18 protein-coding genes are annotated in these 20,318 nt (G+C 32.3%); 2 read left to right on the forward strand and 16 right to left on the reverse strand.

The features are described 5' to 3' along the window. Nucleotides 1–741: 741 nt before the first annotated feature. The 12 genes from ACZ0AH_RS14105 to ACZ0AH_RS14160 all read right to left on the reverse strand — a co-directional run bounded on the left by ACZ0AH_RS14105 (nucleotide 742) and on the right by ACZ0AH_RS14160 (nucleotide 12,672). A complete protein-coding gene (locus ACZ0AH_RS14105; protein ID WP_154781780.1) occupies nucleotides 742–1,458 on the reverse strand; it encodes a response regulator transcription factor in 717 nt (238 codons plus the stop codon). 3 nt (nucleotides 1,459–1,461) lie between these two features. Beyond that, nucleotides 1,462–3,048, reverse strand: coding sequence for a sensor histidine kinase (locus ACZ0AH_RS14110; RefSeq protein ID WP_463476434.1), 1,587 nt, complete (start codon nucleotides 3,046–3,048; stop codon nucleotides 1,462–1,464). Nucleotides 3,049–3,107: 59 nt separating this feature from the next. Continuing rightward, nucleotides 3,108–3,704 (reverse strand): dephospho-CoA kinase, encoded by a 597-nt coding sequence (gene coaE / locus ACZ0AH_RS14115; RefSeq protein ID WP_463476435.1) that lies wholly within the window; start codon nucleotides 3,702–3,704, stop codon nucleotides 3,108–3,110. Nucleotide 3,705: 1 nt separating this feature from the next. After that, the gene (locus ACZ0AH_RS14120; RefSeq protein ID WP_463476436.1) at nucleotides 3,706–4,704 is read right to left on the reverse strand and encodes a glycosyltransferase family 2 protein; all 999 of its coding nucleotides are present in this window, start codon (nucleotides 4,702–4,704) and stop codon (nucleotides 3,706–3,708) included. Between the two features lie 122 nt (nucleotides 4,705–4,826). After that, nucleotides 4,827–6,017 carry an enoyl-ACP reductase FabV gene (gene fabV, locus ACZ0AH_RS14125; RefSeq protein WP_463476437.1) on the reverse strand — a complete coding sequence of 397 codons (1,191 nt, stop codon included), beginning with the start codon at nucleotides 6,015–6,017 and terminating at the stop codon, nucleotides 4,827–4,829. A gap of 105 nt (nucleotides 6,018–6,122) precedes the next feature. Then, on the reverse strand, nucleotides 6,123–7,775 hold the full coding sequence (recN, locus tag ACZ0AH_RS14130; protein ID WP_463476438.1) for a DNA repair protein RecN: 1,653 nt from the start codon (nucleotides 7,773–7,775) through the stop codon (nucleotides 6,123–6,125). A 53-nt stretch (nucleotides 7,776–7,828) separates the two neighbouring features. Then, nucleotides 7,829–8,713, reverse strand: coding sequence for a type IX secretion system protein PorD (gene porD, locus ACZ0AH_RS14135; protein ID WP_463476439.1), 885 nt, complete (start codon nucleotides 8,711–8,713; stop codon nucleotides 7,829–7,831). Nucleotides 8,714–8,782: 69 nt separating this feature from the next. After that, nucleotides 8,783–9,997, reverse strand: coding sequence for a bifunctional phosphopantothenoylcysteine decarboxylase/phosphopantothenate--cysteine ligase CoaBC (gene coaBC, locus ACZ0AH_RS14140; protein ID WP_463476440.1), 1,215 nt, complete (start codon nucleotides 9,995–9,997; stop codon nucleotides 8,783–8,785). 9 nt (nucleotides 9,998–10,006) lie between these two features. Beyond that, nucleotides 10,007–10,324, reverse strand: coding sequence for a DNA-directed RNA polymerase subunit omega (locus ACZ0AH_RS14145; RefSeq protein ID WP_007807938.1), 318 nt, complete (start codon nucleotides 10,322–10,324; stop codon nucleotides 10,007–10,009). 8 nt (nucleotides 10,325–10,332) lie between these two features. Then, nucleotides 10,333–11,127, reverse strand: coding sequence for an outer membrane protein assembly factor BamD (locus tag ACZ0AH_RS14150; RefSeq protein WP_463476441.1), 795 nt, complete (start codon nucleotides 11,125–11,127; stop codon nucleotides 10,333–10,335). A gap of 135 nt (nucleotides 11,128–11,262) precedes the next feature. Next, complete coding sequence (gene dapA, locus ACZ0AH_RS14155; RefSeq protein WP_463476442.1) at nucleotides 11,263–12,144, reverse strand: 4-hydroxy-tetrahydrodipicolinate synthase; 882 nt, start codon at nucleotides 12,142–12,144, stop codon at nucleotides 11,263–11,265. Nucleotides 12,145–12,159: 15 nt separating this feature from the next. Further along, entirely contained in the window at nucleotides 12,160–12,672 is a 513-nt protein-coding gene (locus tag ACZ0AH_RS14160; RefSeq protein WP_463476443.1) for a DUF6913 domain-containing protein, read from the reverse strand. A 47-nt stretch (nucleotides 12,673–12,719) separates the two neighbouring features. Here ACZ0AH_RS14160 and ACZ0AH_RS14165 point away from each other — a divergent pair, with 47 nt between their 5' ends. Then, a complete protein-coding gene (locus ACZ0AH_RS14165; RefSeq protein WP_463476444.1) occupies nucleotides 12,720–13,499 on the forward strand; it encodes a 5'-nucleotidase C-terminal domain-containing protein in 780 nt (259 codons plus the stop codon). 102 nt (nucleotides 13,500–13,601) lie between these two features. Further along, complete coding sequence (locus ACZ0AH_RS14170; RefSeq protein ID WP_463476445.1) at nucleotides 13,602–14,513, forward strand: bifunctional metallophosphatase/5'-nucleotidase; 912 nt, start codon at nucleotides 13,602–13,604, stop codon at nucleotides 14,511–14,513. On the opposite strand, the gene ACZ0AH_RS14175 is transcribed toward ACZ0AH_RS14170, so the two are convergent. The 4 genes from ACZ0AH_RS14175 to ACZ0AH_RS14190 form a co-directional block, all read right to left on the reverse strand. Beyond that, a complete protein-coding gene (locus ACZ0AH_RS14175; protein ID WP_463476446.1) occupies nucleotides 14,499–15,194 on the reverse strand; it encodes a lysoplasmalogenase family protein in 696 nt (231 codons plus the stop codon). The two genes, ACZ0AH_RS14170 and ACZ0AH_RS14175, sit on opposite strands and share 15 nt — an antisense overlap. Further along, nucleotides 15,181–17,187 carry an NAD-dependent DNA ligase LigA gene (ligA, locus tag ACZ0AH_RS14180; protein WP_463476447.1) on the reverse strand — a complete coding sequence of 669 codons (2,007 nt, stop codon included), beginning with the start codon at nucleotides 17,185–17,187 and terminating at the stop codon, nucleotides 15,181–15,183. Before ligA ends, ACZ0AH_RS14175 begins: the two co-directional genes overlap by 14 nt. A gap of 245 nt (nucleotides 17,188–17,432) precedes the next feature. Next, nucleotides 17,433–19,367 (reverse strand): OmpA family protein, encoded by a 1,935-nt coding sequence (locus tag ACZ0AH_RS14185; protein ID WP_463476448.1) that lies wholly within the window; start codon nucleotides 19,365–19,367, stop codon nucleotides 17,433–17,435. A gap of 11 nt (nucleotides 19,368–19,378) precedes the next feature. Beyond that, nucleotides 19,379–20,311 carry a PorP/SprF family type IX secretion system membrane protein gene (locus tag ACZ0AH_RS14190; protein ID WP_463476449.1) on the reverse strand — a complete coding sequence of 311 codons (933 nt, stop codon included), beginning with the start codon at nucleotides 20,309–20,311 and terminating at the stop codon, nucleotides 19,379–19,381. Between the last annotated feature and the right edge of the window lie 7 nt (nucleotides 20,312–20,318).

The raw sequence follows: 20,318 nt of genomic DNA on the forward strand, positions 1-20,318 counted from the left end.
TTTTGCAGGCTAATGCATTTCAAAACTTACTAGTCTGAATAAAACATAAGCGTGCGGAGTCTTTTATCCTTTTGGGACAAATAATAAATCGATTATTCGGGAAAATTTGAAGTGTCTAGAATAAAAAAAGCCCGAAACTAAATGTCTTCGGGCTTTTTTATATATCTAAAAATGAATTTCTAAGATTGAAATAAGCCACGAAGAAGTGCTGCACCAAATCCGTTTGGTGTGAAGTTTTGAGATGATGATGTAAATACAAACATTTTTCTTCGTTATTAAAGGGTTATTATTTTTTTCGTGTGCAAATATTGTGAATTGTTTTTTGATTTTCCAAATTTATTTTAAGAAAAATCCGTTTAAAAATAATTAAGCCAATTTTGAAAATTATAAAAACAGGATTATCTATTTGAAAAACAAAGTCCTAGCCCTGATTGAAGCGGCATCCTTTTTCTTGCTTCTTTAGCAAGAAAAAGATATAGCAGACAGCAGGAAATAGCTTCAAATTAAGAAAAACGAACAATTTAAATTCTAAATTTTTTCGCAAGGTTTTTCATTTTCGACGAGGAGAAATCGCACGCGGAATTTGACAAAGATTGATGAATTTCTTTGCGGAGTTTCTAGTGTGATTTCTCCTTTGCCAAAATGACAATATTGTACATAATTATAATTCTTAAAAAAATATAAGCACAAAAAAAGCCCTGATTTCTCAGAGCTTAATATTTTATTAGGTGTGAATTTTTGTTATTCAGTTACTTTGCTTTTTACAACTAATCTGAAACCTTCTCCGTGAATGTTAAGAATCTCAACATCTTCATCTGATTTTAGGTATTTTCTAAGTTTAGCGATGTAAACGTCCATACTTCTTGAAGTAAAGTAGTTGTCATCTCTCCAGATTTTAGTTAATGCTAATTCTCTTGGCATTAAGTCATTTTCGTGAAGAATCAGCATTTTAAGCAATTCATTCTCTTTTGGAGATAATTTTATTGGTTCATCGTTTTCGAAAGTTAAAAATCTAAGTTTAGAGTTTAAATGGAATTTTCCAATATTGAACTCAAACTGAACTTGTTCCGCTTTTGTATCCGCAGATTTTCTTTGAATAATAGCTTTGATTTTCATCAATAAAACTTCTGAATCAAAAGGTTTATTCAAGTAATCGTCAGCACCAGCTTTGTATCCTTTTAGCACATCTTCTTTCATCGATTTAGCTGTTAAAAAGATAATTGGCACTTCGCTATTTTTCTCTCTAATTTCTTTGGCTAAAGTATAACCATCTTTATAAGGCATCATTACGTCAAGAATACATAAATCATATACATCTTTCTTGAACTTCTCGAAACCTTCCATACCGTTTTTAGCTAAAGTAACTTCAAAGTCATTTAACATTAGATAATCTTTAAGAACTGCCCCAAAATTAAGGTCATCTTCTACTAAAAGTATTCTTTTGTTATTATTTTCCATATTTTAATTTATTAATGGTATTTTTATTATAAAGGTGCTACCTTTTCCTTTTTCGCTTTCAACATATACTTGACCATTGTGATCTTCTACTATTCTTTTTACATAAGCAAGACCTAAACCGTGACCTTTTACGTTATGTAAATCTCCGGTATGTTCTCTGTAGAATTTCTCAAAAACTCGTTTCTGAGCTATCTTACTCATACCTAATCCGTTATCTTTTACTTTTATCAAAATCATGTCTTTCACATTTTCTGTAAAAATTTCGATTTCAGGAACATCAGGCGAATATTTTATGGCGTTTTCTAAAATATTAACCAAAACATTTGTAAAATGAACTTCGTTTATCAAACATGTTGTTCTTGCAGCATTAAAATGCTTTACAACAGTTCCGTGTCTGTCTTCTAAAATTAAATTTACGTGCTCAATTGCATCATCAATTATGTCATGAATTGCAGTTGGTTCTTTTGTTATATCAAGTTCTCTTTTTTCTAATTTAGAGATACGAAGTACGTTTTCAACCTGGGCATGCATTCTTTTATTTTCGTCCCGAATCATTTGAAGATAGCGATAAACCTTTTCTTTATCTTCAATAATCTTAGGATTCTTAATCGCATCTAGTGCTAAATTTATTGTCGCAATTGGTGTTTTAAACTCATGCGTCATATTATTTATAAAATCGGTTTTGATTTCAGAAATATGTTTTTGACGCAACAATTGATTCAATGCACTTGTATAAGCTACTATAATAATTAATGTAAAAATTATAGATAATATCGTAATACTCAATAATTCTGATAATAAAAACTTCTTTTTATGAGGAAAGGTTATAAATAGTTCATATTTACTATTTCCTTCATTATCAGTATATATTGGTATATTGTAACTTAAATCTTTGTCATAATGAAAACCATCAGATTTTACTTTTGTTGGCAATCCATTGTTTAATACTCCAAATTCAAATTTGGTTTTTACACCATATTCTTCTAATTCCTTTTTTAAAAGCTTAAAAAGTTTATCTTTTGTAATCCTTCCTTCTATTGGAGTTAATGAAGCAATATCTTTATATTGAATTTGCTGCTGAACTTTATTCAGAATGTCTAAGCTTCCGGATTTTTCAATTTTAAGATCTGGAATAATACTTTGTCCTAAAGTATTATTGTCAATACCGTTATTGTTGTTATAAACTTCTGTTACTCTTTTTGAACTGAAATTTTTAAATCTTTCGCTGCTGAACTTTTTGTTAAAAAGCGAACCGTTTATATCGTAATCTTCAGATGTAAGTGTATTAGAATATACTATTGTTTTATTTGTTTTTGTATTTCTCTGAACATATAATACTTCAAGTAAATCTTCCTTTTTTGGTGTTTTGCCTGTACTGTCTTTTATGCGATTGTATTTATCGTAAAAACTGTATTCTTCTTGCTGTTCCAGTTTATCAGCAACATTTCCAATTACTTGGGTAACGTGGTATTTAAATTGTTCGTCATTATTTTTGAACGAAGAATTGAACCAATATACCTGAACCAGAATAATCCCGATTAAGGACAAACTCATCAATAAAACAAGTATTCTAAAAAATAATTTATTCATCGAAACAAAATTAATATTTTAACAATATACTAAATAATACATTAACCAAATATTAACATTTAAGACTGATTTTGTTTAATATCTAAAATTTTAAGAATTTTAACAACTTCTTCTCTAGCAATTTTAAGATTACTGTTATTAATTACAAAATTGCTTCTGGAAATCCTTTTTTCGTCATTCCACTGCATTTTCATTCTGCTTAAAACCTGTTCGCGTGTGGTATTATCTCGCTTTAAGACTCTTTCTATTCTGGTTTCTTCCGGGGCAGTAACTGTTATAATAACGTCGCAATCTTTATATCGTCCGCTTTCGAACAAAATAGCGGCTTCGTACATTACATATTTATGATCTTTATGCTGCAGCATCCATAATTTAAAATCTTCTTTTACGGCTGGATGAACTATGCTATTTAATTTTGCCAATTTCTCAGCATCGTTAAAAACAATTTCAGCCAGTTTTGCTCTATTCAAAATAGTATTCTCAAAAAGAGATTCACCAAAAGTTGTCTTTATTTCATTTATAACACTTTCAGACTGCATTACTTTTCTGGCGCCATCATCAGCAATATAAACCGGAACTCCCATTTCGTTAAAATAGTTCGCAATAGTCGTTTTACCGCTTCCAATTCCGCCTGTTAAGCCAATAACTTTTGTCATATTATACTTTAAAAAACATACGAGGAAAAGCTTCTTGTGGTTTTTTCTTTAGAAGGATAATTTTTATAAATGATTCTAAAAATCCTGTTCCGTAACCATAAAATTGTTTCCAAACCGCAATTACAGAAAGGTATCCAATTTTAATGCTTTTATTCTGAATACTCGCTGTAAGAAAAATTATAACGAAATATACAAAATATAATTGTAATAATATATCAATATTGAAAATTAATAGTAAAAAAGCTAATAATAAGCCCAATATAAATAGGGTTGGAAAGAAAAAAGTCAGCTTATTATGTTCTGGATACCAGCTATTTAAAATAGGTCTTGCAATACCGAATTTTTTTACCTGAATAGAGAATTTTTCCCAGTCAATTCTGCGTTTATGGTACACATAAGCATCTGAAAACAATCTGGTTTCAAATCCAAGATTCCATAAACGAATCGATAAATCAGGATCTTCACCTGGATGGATGTTACCAAAACCCTTTGAAGCCTGAAAAGCTTTCTTTGAAATTCCCATATTAAAACTACGGGGCTGGAACTTATTTATTTTCTCAGATCCGCCACGAATTCCTCCTGTTGTAAGAAAAGAAGTCATTGCAAAATTAATCGCTTTCTGAATATTCGAAAAACTGCTTAGTGCCTTATCCGGACCTCCAAAACAATCAACATATTTTTCATTTAATGCTTTTCGAACTTCTGACAAATAATTGGAAGGAATAATGCAATCTGAATCGAAAATGATAAAATAATCACCTCTTGCCTTCTGCATTCCAAAATTTCTTGAGTCTCCGGGGCCCGAATTTTCCTTATAATAATAGGATATATTAAGCTTTCCCTGATACGTCATCACCACATCTTTACACGGTACTGACGATCCATCTTCGACAAGAACAATTTCAAAAGCTTCATTATAATCAGATTTTGATAAACTTTCTAAAAGCTCGTCAACTTCATCCGGACGATTATACACGGGTATAATTAAAGAGAAAATCATAGTGGAATATGCGTTTAAAGTGGCAATTTTTTTAATTTCAAAATTTTAACAAAGATATGTTATATTCATAAAAAAACCATTCGCCGCAACGAATGGTTTTCATATATAATAGTATTTTTTACTTATTTGATACTTTCAATTCCAACAACTTCATTTGCATCAGCAGTATAATCTACTCCTGCAAATTCAAATCCGAATAAATTTAAGAAATCGTTTCTGTATCCAGCCAAATCTCCAATTGCCGGCAAGGTTTCAGTTGTAGCTTCTAACCAAAGTTTAGCTACTTTTGCCTGAACATCATCACGCATTTCCCAATCGTCGATTCTAATTCTTCCTTTATCATCTACAGGAACTTCAGATCCTGTGTATAATCTGTCTTTAAATAAACGCTGAATTTGTTCGATACAACCTTCGTGAATTCCTTCTTCTTTCATAATTTTATACAAAAGAGAAATATATAAAGGAATAACCGGAATTGCAGAACTTGCTTGTGTTACCAAGGCTTTGTTTACAGATACATACGCTTTTCCTCCCACTGATTTCAAACTGTCAGTGATAGAAAATGCCGTAGCTTCAAGATCATCTTTTGCACGACCAATTGTACCTTTACGGTAAACTGCTTCTGTTAATGATGGCCCAATGTAAGAGTAAGCAACTGTTGTAGCGCCTTCAGCAAGTAAATTTTCAGCTTTTAAGGCATCAATCCACATAGCCCAATCTTCACCGCCCATTACGGCAACTGTATTTTCGATATCTTCCTCATTTGCCGGAGCAATAGAAACTTCAGTAACATTTCCGGTATGAAAATCAACTGTTTTATTGGTAAAAGTCTGCCCGATTGGTTTTAGAGTTGAACGGTGCAAAACTCCTGTAACCGGATGTTGACGAACTGGCGAGGCTAAACTGTAAATGATAAGATCTACTTGTCCTAAATCAGCTTTAATTAAATCCAGGGTTTGTCTTTTTATTTCGTTTGAGAATGCATCTCCATTAATACTTTTTGCGTATAAACCTGCTTTGTGAGCTTCAGTTTCAAAAGCAGCAGAATTATACCAACCCGGTGAAGCTGTTTTTCCTTCAACTGGTGGTTTTTCGAAGAAAACACCAATAGTTGCAGCATCAGATCCAAAGGCACTTGTAATTCTGGAAGCTAATCCAAAACCTGTTGAAGCACCAATAACCAATACTTTTTTTGCTCCCGCAATTGGTCCTTTTGATTTTATATATTCTATTTGATTTTTAACATTTTGCTCAGCTCCTTTTGGGTGTGATGTCAAGCAAATAAATCCTCTCATTCTAGGTTCTATAATCATATTTCTACTGTTTTCGTTCAATTTGTTAATCGTTTATTAAGGGGAATGATTAACTTATTTACGTTTGTTTAATTAGTTTTAAGATGACAAATATAAAGTATTTCTTTAGTTCAACAAGGCTTTAGCATGATTTAAAGCCGAATCAGAAACGACTGCTCCGGATAACATTTGAGCAATTTCTATAACTCTTTCGTCCTGAGACAGAAGTTTTAATTCTGATTGTGTATCGTCGTTTGTTGTAGATTTGAAAACTTTAAAATGCGAATCGCCTTTTGCGGCAATCTGAGGTAAATGCGTAATGGCAAAAATTTGCATTTTCGTACTCATTTCTTTCATGATTTCTCCCATTCTGATGGCAATTTCTCCAGAAACACCGGTGTCAATTTCATCAAATATTAAAGTTGGTAATTTTGAATATTGTGCCAAAATTGCTTTTACCGCCAACATGATACGAGACATTTCTCCTCCTGAAGCTACTTTTTTCAACAAACCAAAATCGGTTCCTTTATTGGCTGAAAATAAAAACTGCAATTCATCTTTTCCATTCTGAAAATAAGTTTCTGATGGTAAAAGTTCCATATTAAAGCGAACATTTGGCATTCCTAAAGTTTCTAATATCGAAATTAATTTATTCGATAAAACCGGAATGGCATTCAGTCTATTTTGATGAATAGTTGCCGAAAAAGCATCTAATTCTTGTATTTTTTCTTCTATTGATTTTGATAAAACAGCAATTTCTTCTTCGATATTATCTAATTCAAGTACTTTATTTTCTAAATCAGCCTGAATTTGAAGCAATTCATCTATAGTTTTAACCTGATGTTTTTTCTGCAGGTTATAAACCAATTGTAATTTTTGGCTTATCAATTCTAATTGCGCAGGATCGTTTAATAATTTTTCAGAAGCATTTTGCAATTCTCTTGAAACATCATCAAATTCAATTGCTACGCTGGTAATTCTTTCGAATAAACCTTGATATTCCGGCGAAAAGGGAGCGATTTTTTGCAAAGCTGTTTTGATTTCATTCAAATTATGAAATACGCCAAATTGCTCTTCATTTGCAATTACCAAAGATTTATCGATTGATTCTTTGATAATTTCAACATTATTCAATTTTTCAAAATCAGATTCTAATTCTTCCTGTTCTCCAGATTTTAATTTGGCAGCAACTAATTCATTCAATAAAAAAGTATTGTATTCCAATTCTTTTCCTGAATCACTTTGCTTTTTTAATAAAGCATTTAGTTTTGATTTATCTGACTTGTATAATTTCAGCAATTTTTGATATTCTAAAATCGTATCTGAATTATTCGCAATGGCATCAATTATTTTAAACTGAACACCTTCATCTGATAATTCCTGAGTTTGCTGCTGCGAATGAATATCTATCAAAAATAAACTTAAATCCTGTAGTTCCTGAAGATTTACGGGACTATCATTAATAAAAGCACGTGATTTTCCCGAAGGCAAAATTTCGCGTCTTATTATCGTATCATCTTCGTAATCAAGATCATTTGCTTCAAAAAACTCTTTTAAGCTGTATTTGGAAATTTCAAAATGCGCTTCGATCACGCATTTTTCTTCTTTATTTTTTAATGAAGTAAGATCGGCTCTTTTTCCCAAAACTAATCCCAGAGCGCCTAAAATAATAGATTTACCCGCACCTGTTTCACCTGTAATTATAGAAAAACCTCTTGAAAAATCGATCGTAAGTTTTTCAATCAGAGCATAGTTTTTAATCGACAGCGAAGTAATCATAAGGGAATTTTATAAATATAAAAGTTAATGAAAAATATAAAAATTGAAATCAATTAAAATTTAATTTGTGACCATTTGGTAGTATTCAATGGTGATACTTTATTTAGTACGTCTGTTAAATCTCCTACCGGAATATTTGGTCCTCCAGAAAATATAGAAACAATTTCGTCTGATTTTGCATCAAAAAATACACGTGTTAAAAAGGCATTCGGTTTAACCGAATTAAATTTGCCAATAATCATTATTGCCGACTTAATTTTTTCTTTTGATCCTTTTAAATCCAGGCTCATTCCGTCTAAACCTGTATGATAAGCATACGTTGTCTGACGTAAATCGCTATACATTGGTGAAACCATATCGTTTATTAAGTAATAACGGTTTTGAAGTCCATCAGATTGGCTCCAGCCTTTAAATCCACCTTGTTGTGCAACATTGGCAATATTTTGAGCCGTTTCCAGATATTGATTCCCCCCGCCCATTTGAAACGTATCAGCATCCATTCCTAAAATTAAATAACTGTAAAAAGAAATTACAGAAACCAAATTAGAGTCAAAAGTCGTTGGATTAAATAAAAGCGGTTCGTATTCTGTATATCTAAAACTAAAGTCTTTGTCATTAAAATTTAAAACAGGCGACGAATAAGTAGAATTAAAGATTAATCTTGAAGACTGCACCTGAATTGTACCTGAAAACTGATCTGAACTATTAGAAGACAAGGTAATATACATCGAACAATTGATTCTTTCGTTTTGTTTTAAAACTGATCCTGTCCAGTCTGTTTTATTTACAAATTCAGATAAAGAAGTCTGAAGTGTTTTAAAAACCTGCTGGTTCGGATTTGGCAATCTTTCAGTATTTATAGTTACAGTACAATTTAGCTGTTGTGCCTGCGTAAAGCCAAAAATAAAAAAAACTAAAAGTGTAACTATTTTATTCATACGAAAGGTTATTTTGGGTTTTAGCACAAAAGTAATACTATTCTTGCTTTTAGTTTCTATTTTAACGCATTATGATTTCACAAAATGCGAAATAACTTTGTTTAAAATATCAACTGCTACAGATTCTTTTGATTTTAATTCCATTGGTTCAATTTTAAAATCTTTATCAATAAATGTTACTTTATTGGTTTCTTTTTTAAAACCGGCCCCTTCATCTTGTAAGGAATTTAAAACAATCAAATCTAAGTTTTTTTTCTGAATTTTCAACTTGGCATTCTCAATTTCATTTTCAGTTTCTAAAGCGAAACCAATTAAAAATTGATTTTTTTTGCCTGCTCCCAATGAAAACAAAATATCCTTTGTTTTTTCGAGTTCAATCGTAAAATCATCCGCAGCTTTTTTAATCTTTTGCGTAGCTACAACTTTCGGTTTATAATCTGCAACGGCGGCGGCTGCAATAGCAACATCTACATCATTATAATGTAAATGACACGCATTATACATATCTTCTGCAGAAACCACATTTATAACTTCTACTAAACTATTTTTAGCTTTAAAATGTGTTGGGCCAGCCACCAAAATAACCTGAGCTCCTAAATTTGCTGCAGCATTTGCAATATCAAACCCCATTTTTCCTGAAGAATGATTTCCTATAAAACGTACAGGATCTATTGCTTCGTATGTTGGTCCGGCAGTAATTAGTATTTTTTTTCCTTTTAGAGGTAATTTACTTTCTAAATCAGCTTCAAGAAAAGCAACGATATTTTCAGGTTCTGCCATTCTTCCTTCACCGGACAAACCACTTGCCAATTCTCCACTTTCAGCTGGAATCATTACGTTTCCAAACTGTTTTAGCGCCGTAAAACTAGAAATAGTCGATGGGTGCTTGTACATATCCAGGTCCATTGCCGGAGCAAAATAAACAGGACATTTGGCCGATAAATAAGTTGCAATTAAAAGATTGTCGCAATTACCCGTTGCCATTTTAGATAACGTATTGGCGGTTGCGGGAGCAATTAACATTAAATCAGCCCAAAGTGCCAATTCAACATGATTGTTCCAAACTGCGTCTTCATCATCCTGATTAAAGAAACTGGAATGTACCGGATTTTTTGATAACGTAGATAACGTAAGTGGAGTTACAAAATCCTTAGAAGCAGGTGTCATTATCACTTGGACATGTGCACCTGCTTTTATAAAAAGTCGTACTAATGAAGCTGTTTTATAGGCTGCAATTCCACCAGAAACTCCCAGTAAAATTTTCTTCCCGTTTAAAACTGACATTATACTATATTATTTGTTTGAACCTCTGTGGTAAGTTTTACCATCTAACCATTCTTGTACTGCTAAAGCATGCGGTTTTGGTAATTTTTCGTAAAATTTAGAAACTTCAATTTGTTCTTTATTTTCAAAAACTTCTTCAAGACTGTCATTATAAGTAGCAAACTCTTCTAATTTCTCAGTTAATTCTTTTTTAATTTCAGAATTAATTTGATTTGCTCTTTTAGCCATAATGGTAATTGCCTCATACACATTTCCTGTTGGCTCTTCAATAACTGTTTTATTGTAAGTTATTGTGTTTACAGGAGCATTCGTCTTTTTTAAATCCATGACTTTATTTATTTAGTAAATTTTTGTAAATCTGTTTCAACTCTGGCATTCATTTCATCTGCCTTTTCTTTGTATTTTGTAGCGCTGTTAAACTTAATTAAGTTATTGTAAGCTGCTTTTGCAACATTTAAACGTTCTTCCATTTTTGAAGGAACACTGTTTATTGCCAAATGATATGCTGAATCATATTTATAAAACAACGCATCTTCTTTAAAAGGTGTTCCAGGGAAATCAGCAATGAAATTATCAAATGCAATTAATGCTGATTTATAATCTGAAATTGTATTGTATCCTTTAGCATTTTCATATGCTTTTTTCTCTAATTTACCGTTTAATACTTTTACAGCATCATTAGCCTGAACAATATATTCAGAGTTTGGATAATTATCTATAAATGTTTGTAATTTTTCTAAAGCTTTTACTGTATCAGTTTGATCCAAACTATAAACCGGAGCTAATTTTGAATAACTATAAGCACCTAAAAATGCTGCTTCCTGAACTTTTTCGCTTCGTGGATATCCGGAAACAAAACTTTCAAATTGATACCCTGCCAAATAGTACTGTTTTGTTTTATAGTAAGATTGAGAAAACATATAAAATAGCTTTTCTGCCTGAGGCTTACCTCTATATGTAGGTGCTAATTGTTCAAAAAGACGAATCGCCTTTGAATATTTTCCTGCCTCGTACATTTTTGTTGCTATATCAAACTTTGCCGCAACATCTTCATTTTTTAATGCTTTTTGGTAATCACTACAAGAACAAAAAAGGACAACAACAATTAATAGAGATACTATTTTTTTCATTTTCTTACTTTTATTATGATTTCTTAGACAATATGCCAAAGCAAAATCACACCGAAGTTCCGGTGGCAAATTTAGTTATTAATTTAGCTACTACAAAATATTTTTTGGTATAATAAAATACCGGCAATCTTACTCTTATTTAATGCTGTTTTTAACAAATTCATTCAATCTGTCTGCTAATGAATCGTCAACCGTTACTAATGGCAAACGCACTACATTCTCAGCAATACCAAGGGCTTGAAAGACTTGTTTGATTCCTGCAGGATTTCCCTGCTCGAAAATCATATCAATACAATCTGATAAAAAGTATTGTGTTTTAAATGCTTCATTTACTTTTCTGTTTAATCCTAAACGGATCATTTCTGAAAATTCCTTCGGAAAACCTTGTGCTATAACCGATATTACTCCTGCTCCACCAGCCAAAACAATTGGTAAAGCGATCATATCATCTCCTGAAATTACAAGAAAATCTTTTGGTGCCTTTTTGATCAATTCCATTGCCTGCACAACATCTCCTGCGGCTTCTTTTATTGCTACAACATTGTCAAAATCATTTGCAAGACGAATTACCGTTGACGGCAACATATTGCTTGATGTTCTTCCCGGAACATTATATAAGATTACAGGTATTGGAGATGCCTCGGCAATAGCCTTAAAATGCTGATAAATTCCTTCTTGTGTTGGTTTATTATAATAAGGAGAAACTGAAAGTATGGCATCAAAAGCAGTGAAATCACCTGTTTTTAATTCCTCAACAATCTGCATGGTATTATTTCCTCCAACTCCAAGAACCAACGGCAATCTTCCTTTATTAGTATCAATTACAGTTTTTATAACCAATTCTTTTTCGGCTTGTGATAAGGTAGCATTTTCTGCTGTTGTCCCCATAACCACAAGATATTCAACTCCTCCGTCTATCGAAAAATTAACAATGCGCTGCAAAGCTTCGATGTCAATTGAAAAGTCTTTTTTAAATGGAGTTACAAGCGCAACACCAGTTCCTATTAATGATTGCATATTTTAATTTATAATTTATTTTATACTTTTTAAATACTTAAACAATTCGAAAACGAAAAGTCTGTAATTTTCTATAGTGGTGTTAATCATCCAACGGTTTAAATTTTTATTGACTGATGCAAATCCCACTTTAAACTTCGCTTTTGACTGGCTGGTTATCATCATCAAAATTGGTTTTTCGAGATCATAATAACTAATCAAAAGGTCAAATTCTGTTTCAATAAATTCATTCAAAAAAACTTCTGTAATCTTTCCCTTCCAATTAATTTGCTTTTTACCAAAAGTTGGTCTTGAATACGTTTCTTTAATGTTAAATTTATTTCTATACGCAACAACTTTTAGGTTCTCAGGAGCTATTCCTTTTGATAATATTTCGTTTATCAAACCATTCGAATGGTTAAACTCGCTCTCATCAATCAGTAAACCAATTGTTTGTATATTACTAGTAAACACTTCGTTTTTGACATTATGCAAGTTATTTTTTAATGATTTTTTTACAAAAAATTCCTTTATATAATTTAAAAACATAGTACTTTTACCAGATTACAAAATTAATTATTTAAGTCGCATTTAAGATGGTAAAACTAAAAAAGTATAACGGATTTTTAAAACTTTTTGTTATATTCTTAACACTTTTTTTTATATTTTCTTGCAGTCAAAAAACATATAATTTGACGAAGATAGAAGGAAAACAACTTCCGATAACGGAAAAAGGTGCACAAACTCCTGAAATTGAAAAATTTATTAAACCCTATCGCGATCATATCAACAAAGATTTAGACAGCGTTTTGGCGTATTGTCCTGAAACTCTTGATAAAAGTACCGGGAAATGGCAAACAAGTATTGGAAACTTATTATCTGATGTTTGTTTGAAAAGAGGAAATACGGTTTTTAAAGCCCGTGAGAAAAAAGATATTGATATCTGCCTTTTAAATCATGGCGGAATCCGAGCTATTTTGCCTAAAGGAAATGTTACGACAAGAACGGCTTTTGAAATTATGCCTTTTGAAAACAGCCTGGTTGTTATTGCCTTAAAAGGGGAACAAATCCTGGAAATTGCTTCTTATATAATTAAGGAGAAAAAACCACAGCCTTTATCCGGAATGACTTTTACGGTTACTAAAGAAAATACGGCTAAAAATATCCTGGTTCAGGGAAAACCAATTGACACCAATAAAATTTATTATGTTGTTACCAATGATTATTTGGCAAATGGCGGCGATAGTATGAATTTTTTCCTGAAAGGTGTTCAGACCTATGATTTGAATTATAAAATTCGAAATGCCTTAATTGACTATTTCAAAGAAGTTGACACAATTCCGATGATTAAAGACGTCAGAATTACTGAAGAATAATTCAATTAAAAAATACGCCACGAATTTAAACAAATATTGATTCGTGAAACTCGCGGCAAAAAAATTAGCAAATTATAATATCGTTTCGCAAAAACACATACAATGAAAAGAAGAGAATTTATCGAAAAAACAGCTGCAAGCACTGCCTTATTAAGTTTAGGTTTATCATTAAGCAGTTTTGAAACTAACGATATTAAACACTTAACGATTCTGCACACGAATGATGTGCACAGTCATATAGATCCTTTTCCTGCAGATGATCCCCGTAATCCAAATATGGGCGGTGTATCTCGTCGTGCAACTCTTATTGAATCGATTCGTAAAGAGAATCCAAATGTACTTTTATTAGATGCGGGAGATATTTTTCAGGGAACTCCTTATTTTAATTATTACGGAGGTGAACTTGAGTTTAAATTGATGAGCATGATGAAATATGATGCATCAACTATTGGAAACCATGATTTTGACAATGGTCTTGATGGTTTGTATGCACAAATGCCTCATGCAACTTTCGAATTTATCAACTCTAATTATGATTTTAAAAATACGGTCATGAACGGACTTGTAAAACCATACAAGATTTTTAATAAAAACGGAATTAAGGTTGGCGTTTTTGGTGTAGGAATTGAACTTGCGGGTTTGGTGGATAAAAAAATGTACGGAGAAACGGTTTATAATAACCCTGTTGAAATTGCTCAGGATATGACGCAATTATTAAAGAAACAAGAAAAATGTGATTTGGTAATTTGCCTTTCGCATTTAGGATATAAATACAGGGATGAGGAAAACAAAATTTCTGATTTGAAATTTGCTGCTTTAACGCAGGATATTGATTTGATTATTGGCGGACACACGCATACTTTTCTGGATAAACCAACTATTGTTAAAAACAAAGCCGGTCAGGATGTATTGGTGAATCAGGTAGGTTGTTACGGAATTAATTTAGGCCGAATTGATTTTTACTTTGATAAAGACAAAGCACATACGCATCAGGGAAAATCAATTATTGTATAATACTTTTTTTTTGACTTTTGCTTTTACAAGAAAATATTCGACCATAAAATAGTATCCAAAAATTTGGGTTACATCCCGAATTAAAACCAAAACTATCGAGTGAGAAAAATATTCATTGAAGATGTAAAAGATGTCTGAGAAGATATAGCTAATTGCCATTAAAGACATTAATAATGTTATGTAAGTGCCTTTTGTTATATAACTTACAAAAGAAAAATAACTCATGATGCTTAAGACAATTCCGTAAAAAGTATACGTAAAATTAAACTTTCGCATATTTTCGACTTGCAAACTTAAGACCGAAACGAGTAAATAAACAATAAATAGTACAACTATAAAAACTGGCAAAATATCTTTTTTTGCCAGTTTTATTTTTTCATGTTCCCATATAAAGATTTTCAGAATCAGGATGTAAACGATTAAGAAGCTTACTACTCCGCCAATTTCTGAAATTTCAACAGCCATTAAATCAAAGACCTGACCTACAAAACAAAACAGAAAAATTAAACCTTCCGTTTTTCCTATTTTATATTCGCTGCTAATCAAAAAATAAAAAAAGATTGCCGGAAGTACGATGGCTTTGGCATAAGTTGCCAGAAAATCTTGTTCCGTCCAATCAAAAATGATTGTAAACAGTAATGCTAAAAAGAATAAAATTAACGACGGTTTATTCGCTTTCATTCAGTTTGGTTATAAATTCATCCTCAGATAATATTGGGATGTTTAGTTTACTGGCTTTTTCTAATTTGGCCGGGCCCATATTGTCTCCCGCAACAACGAAATCAGTTTTTGCAGAAATGGAACTTCCTACTTTTCCCCCGTTATCTTCGATGGTTTTCTTTAATTCATCTCTTGAAAATTGAGCAAAAACACCTGAAACTACAAATGTTTTTCCGATAAATTTCTCTGTGGCATTTGGATTAATTTTTTCTACAATTTCAAATTGAACACCATAACTTTTTAAGCGCTCAATTATTTTTTTGTTTTCTTCATTCTCAAAAAACTCGATTACACTTCTGGCAATTCGTTCTCCAATTTCATCAACCAGAATCAAATCCATTAAAGAAGCCTGACTTAATGCGTCAATATTTTTATAATGTTTGGCTAATTTTTTGGCCACGGTTTCTCCGACAAAACGGATTCCGAGTGCAAACAATACACTTTCGAACGGAATTTCTTTAGATTTCTCCACTCCGTTTACTAAATTTTCAGCAGATTTTTTTGCCATTCTTTCTAAGTGCAAAATATCTTCAACTTTCAATTCATATAAATCGGCATAATTGTGCACTAAATTATTTTTGAAAAGAAGTGCCACGGTTTCTCCGCCAAGACCTTCAATATCCATTGCTTTTCTGGAAATATAATGCTGGATTCGCCCGATAATCTGCGGAGGACATCCATAGAAATTTGGACAATAATGGTTGGCTTCACCTTCGGTTCGAACCAATTCTGTCTGACATTCCGGACAATGGGTAATATATTTTGTAACTTCTGAATCTGCTGGACGCTGTTCTAAATCTACGGCAATAATTTTGGGAATAATTTCGCCTCCTTTTTCAACAAAAACAGTATCATTTACTCTAATGTCTAATTTTTCTATCTGATCCGCATTATGCAAAGAAGCTCTTTTTACAATTGTTCCTGCCAATTGTACAGGTGCTAAATTTGCAACCGGTGTAATTGATCCGGTACGGCCAACCTGATATGTAATTGAATTTAGTTTGGTCGAAACCTGTTCTGATTTAAACTTATAAGCAATTGCCCAACGTGGTGATTTTGCTGTATACCCCAGCTCTTCCTGATGCTGAATACTGTTTACTTTAATAACGACACCATCAGTTTCATAAGGCAATTTAGGACGATGTGAATCCCAATAATCAATAAAATCGAAAACTTCCTGCATATTATTGACTAATTTTGCTTCGGTTGGTACTTTAAATCCCCATTTTCTGGCAGATTCCAGTCCTTCAAACTGAGACGAAAAAGGCAAATTGTTTCCGGTTACAAAATACAATAAACATTCTAAAGGGCGTTTTGCAACCTCAGCGCTATCTTGTAACTTTAAACTTCCGGAAGCTGTATTTCTTGGGTTTGAATAAGGTGTTTCTCCTATTTCGATTAATTCTTGGTTCATTTTTTCGAAACCGGCAAATGGAAGAATAATTTCTCCGCGAATATCAAATTTCTCCGGATAATTTCCTTTTAATTGCAGCGGAATTGATTTTATGGTTTTGATGTTGTTTGTAACATCATCTCCCTGAAATCCGTCTCCGCGGGTTAATGCCTGAACTAATTTTCCGTTTTCGTAGGTAATACTTATTGAAGCTCCGTCGTATTTTAATTCGCATGTATATTGCAGATCAACGTTTCCTAGTACTCTTTGAATACGAATTTCCCAATCCAGCAAATCTTCTTTTGAATAGGAATTATCAAGAGAATACATTCGGTATTGATGTGCAATTGTTTTAAAATTTTTGGTTATTGCTCCTCCTACTCGTTGTGTTGGTGAGTTTTCATCAAAAAATTCAGGGTGTTTATTTTCTAAATCTTGTAATTCTTTTAGCTTAATATCAAAATCATAATCTGAAATTGTGGCATTATCAAGTACATAATAATTGTAATTGTGTTGATTAAGTTCGTCTCGTAAAGCTTGAATTGTCTCTTGAATACTCATAAAATAATAAAATGATGCGGATTGTAATTTAGAATAACTGAATATCAAAATTAGAACTATTTTTTTTCAAAAACATAAAAAACCAAAAGTTTTATAAAATCAAAAATCAAGTTGCAAAAAGATGCAACTTGATTTTCTCCTTGTCCATTATTCTTAAAAAGAAATAAACAAAACCAACTTCCAAATGGTTTCTGCGTTCTATACTTTTATCCTGATTATCAAATAATTAGAACTAAAATATAAGACTATTTTTGAATAATGATAAAGTCTGAACGTCTATTTAACAAATATTCTTCCTCTGTACATTTCACCCCATTTTTACATTTGTTTATTGGTCGGCTTTCGCCATAACCAATAGCGCTTTCAATTCTTGAAGCGTCAATGTCTTGCGAAACTATATAATCGCGCGTTGATTTGGCTCTGTTATCAGAAAGTTTCAGGTTATAGGCGTCTTTTCCTCTGGAATCTGTATGAGATTCAATTTTAATTCTGATGTTAGGAAATTTTTTCATGATAAAAACCACTTTCGTCAACTCTTCGATCGCTAAAGGTGTGATGTCGAATTTGTCATAATCAAAATAAATTGGTTTAACATCGACTTTTTCAACTCCTTTCTTTTTAACTACCAAATCATCGTAATTACTAAGTTCAAAGTTTACATCTTTAATTTCGCCTTCGTTTTGCATTGTGGTTTCAACGGTTTTTTCGTCGCTGCTATAATTGGGTTTTGCCGCAATCATTTTAACTACTTTTCCACATGGAACTACTATGGCATATTTACCTTCGTAATTTGTTGTTGTCTCTCCCAGAATATCACTATACGAATTATACGCCATAACGGAAACATCAGAAAGCGGCAATTTTGTTTTTCTATCTACAGCAATCCCGGAAATGCTTTGATTGCAAACCGGTTTTCCTTTTATAAAGGAGTAAATATCATCGTCTCCTTTTCCGTCTGCTCTGTTTGAAGATACATAACCATAAGCATCTGTTTTATCAATTACAAAAGCAAAATCATCTTTGTTGCTGTTTATTGGTGCGCCTAAATTTTGTGGTGTTGTAAAGTTTCCATCTGCCAAAAATGTGCTTTGGTAAACGTCTAAATCTCCCCAGCCATAATGTCCATCCGAAGAAAAATAAAGTACTCCGTTACGGAAAGACGGGAAAACTTCGTTACCAATTGTATTGATTTTTGGTCCAAGGTTTAAAGGCGAACTCATCGTTCCGTCTGCAGCAATTTTTACAACATACAAATCAGTTTCGCCAAAACCTCCCGGCATATCTGATGCAAAGAAAAGCCACTGGCCATCGTCGCTTAAGCAAGGATGTCCAACTGAATAGTCGTTACTGTCAAAAAATACTTTCTGCGGATTTTGCAATTTATTATCAACAATATCTCCTTTTATAATCTGGAAATTATTGACTTTGTCCTGATCAATTACCAATTTATTTTTCTTTACAATATTGGTCGAATAATACATTGTTTTTCCGCTGGCATCAAAAGATGCGGTTGCTTCGTGATATTTGGTCATTACATTTGGAATAAATACTGTTTCGTTAAACAGGCTTCCGTCTGCAGGATTTCTTTCGGCAACATACAAATTCAGAAAAGGCTGATTGTTCCAGGTATATAATTTCTCACTGAATTTTGTAGTATCTCTTGCGGAAGTAAAAACAATTTTATCGCCAAAGAATGTTGCTCCAAAATCAGATTTACTGGTATTGATATCTAAATTTTTTATGGTATAAAGAGATTTTGTTTTTGCCAGACTATCCATTTGTGCTTTCTGCTCTACGTAATGGTTAATCTCTTTTTTATCTCCTTTTTTATTCAGATATTCTTTTGTGATTTTATCTGCTTCATCATAATCCATAACCGCTTTCATGGTCTGAATGTAACGCAGATAGTAAATATCAGTTAAATTATTGCCTTGTACTTCATATAATTTTTTATACCATTTTAGTGCATTTCTTGCATCGGAAATAAAATAATACGAATCGGCAGCGTTTTTTAAAGTCTGTGCTGATGGATTTTTTATGTTCTGTAAAATTTCTTCATAGGCTTTTGAAGCATCCAAATAGGAATAATTTCTGAACAAGGCATCGGCTTTCTTTAAATTAGTCTGAGCAAAACTAAACGTCATGCTCAAGACTAAACTTAGGATATATAATTTTTTCATAGGTTTTAGATTTAGAAGAATCGAGGAGATTTAATTTTGCTTTCACCTTTATTGAACTGATACTTCAAGATGATTTCGTGAGATCCATCATTGTATTTGTTCAATTCGCTTACGGTATAATCGAAAGCATATCCGATGTAGAAACTTTTTGATATTTGAAAACCTGCCAATATACTGATGGAATCATCTGTACGATAAGCGCCTCCGATAACAAATTTTTCTGCAATCATAAAATTCGCCGATACATCAGCAGTAAGTGGCGCTCCACTCACTGCTTTTACTAAAAATGCCGGTTTAAATTTCAAATTCGGACTTAAGTCGAAAACATAACCTCCCATTAAATAATAATGCATACGATCAAAATCTATAGATTCCTGAACGTCATCATAATAATCATTTTGAATAAAACTTGGAATCGAGAATCCTAAATACCATTTATCGGTATAATAGTAAATCCCTGCTCCTACGGCTAATTTCATTTGGTTATCAATGTTCTGGTTTAACAAAACATCATTATTATCATAATATCTTCCTTTTGACCAATCTATATTCAACATTCGCATACCTGCTTTTAAACCAAATGCTAATCTTTTTTCATATCCCAAAGGAATTGAATAAGAGAAGTTTCCGTCAAGATAAAGCTCGTTTGACGGACCAATTTTGTCGTTAACGACACTTAGTCCTAAACCAATCTTTTCGTTAGCAAGCGGTGCGTGAATAGAGAATGATTGTGTTTCTGGTGCCCCAGAAATTCCAACCCATTGAGAACGGTGTAAAAGTGTTGCTTCTAATGAGCCCGTAGACCCAGCATAAGCTGGATTTACGGCCATTGCGTTGTACATATATTGTGTGTACTCCGGATCTTGCTGCGCACTGGCGCAAAATGTGATAAAAGAACATATTAAAATCAAATACGTTTCTAGTGGTTTTATATATAGTTTCATAACGATA

The sequence above is a fragment of the Flavobacterium sp. AC105 genome (assembly GCF_979258495.1).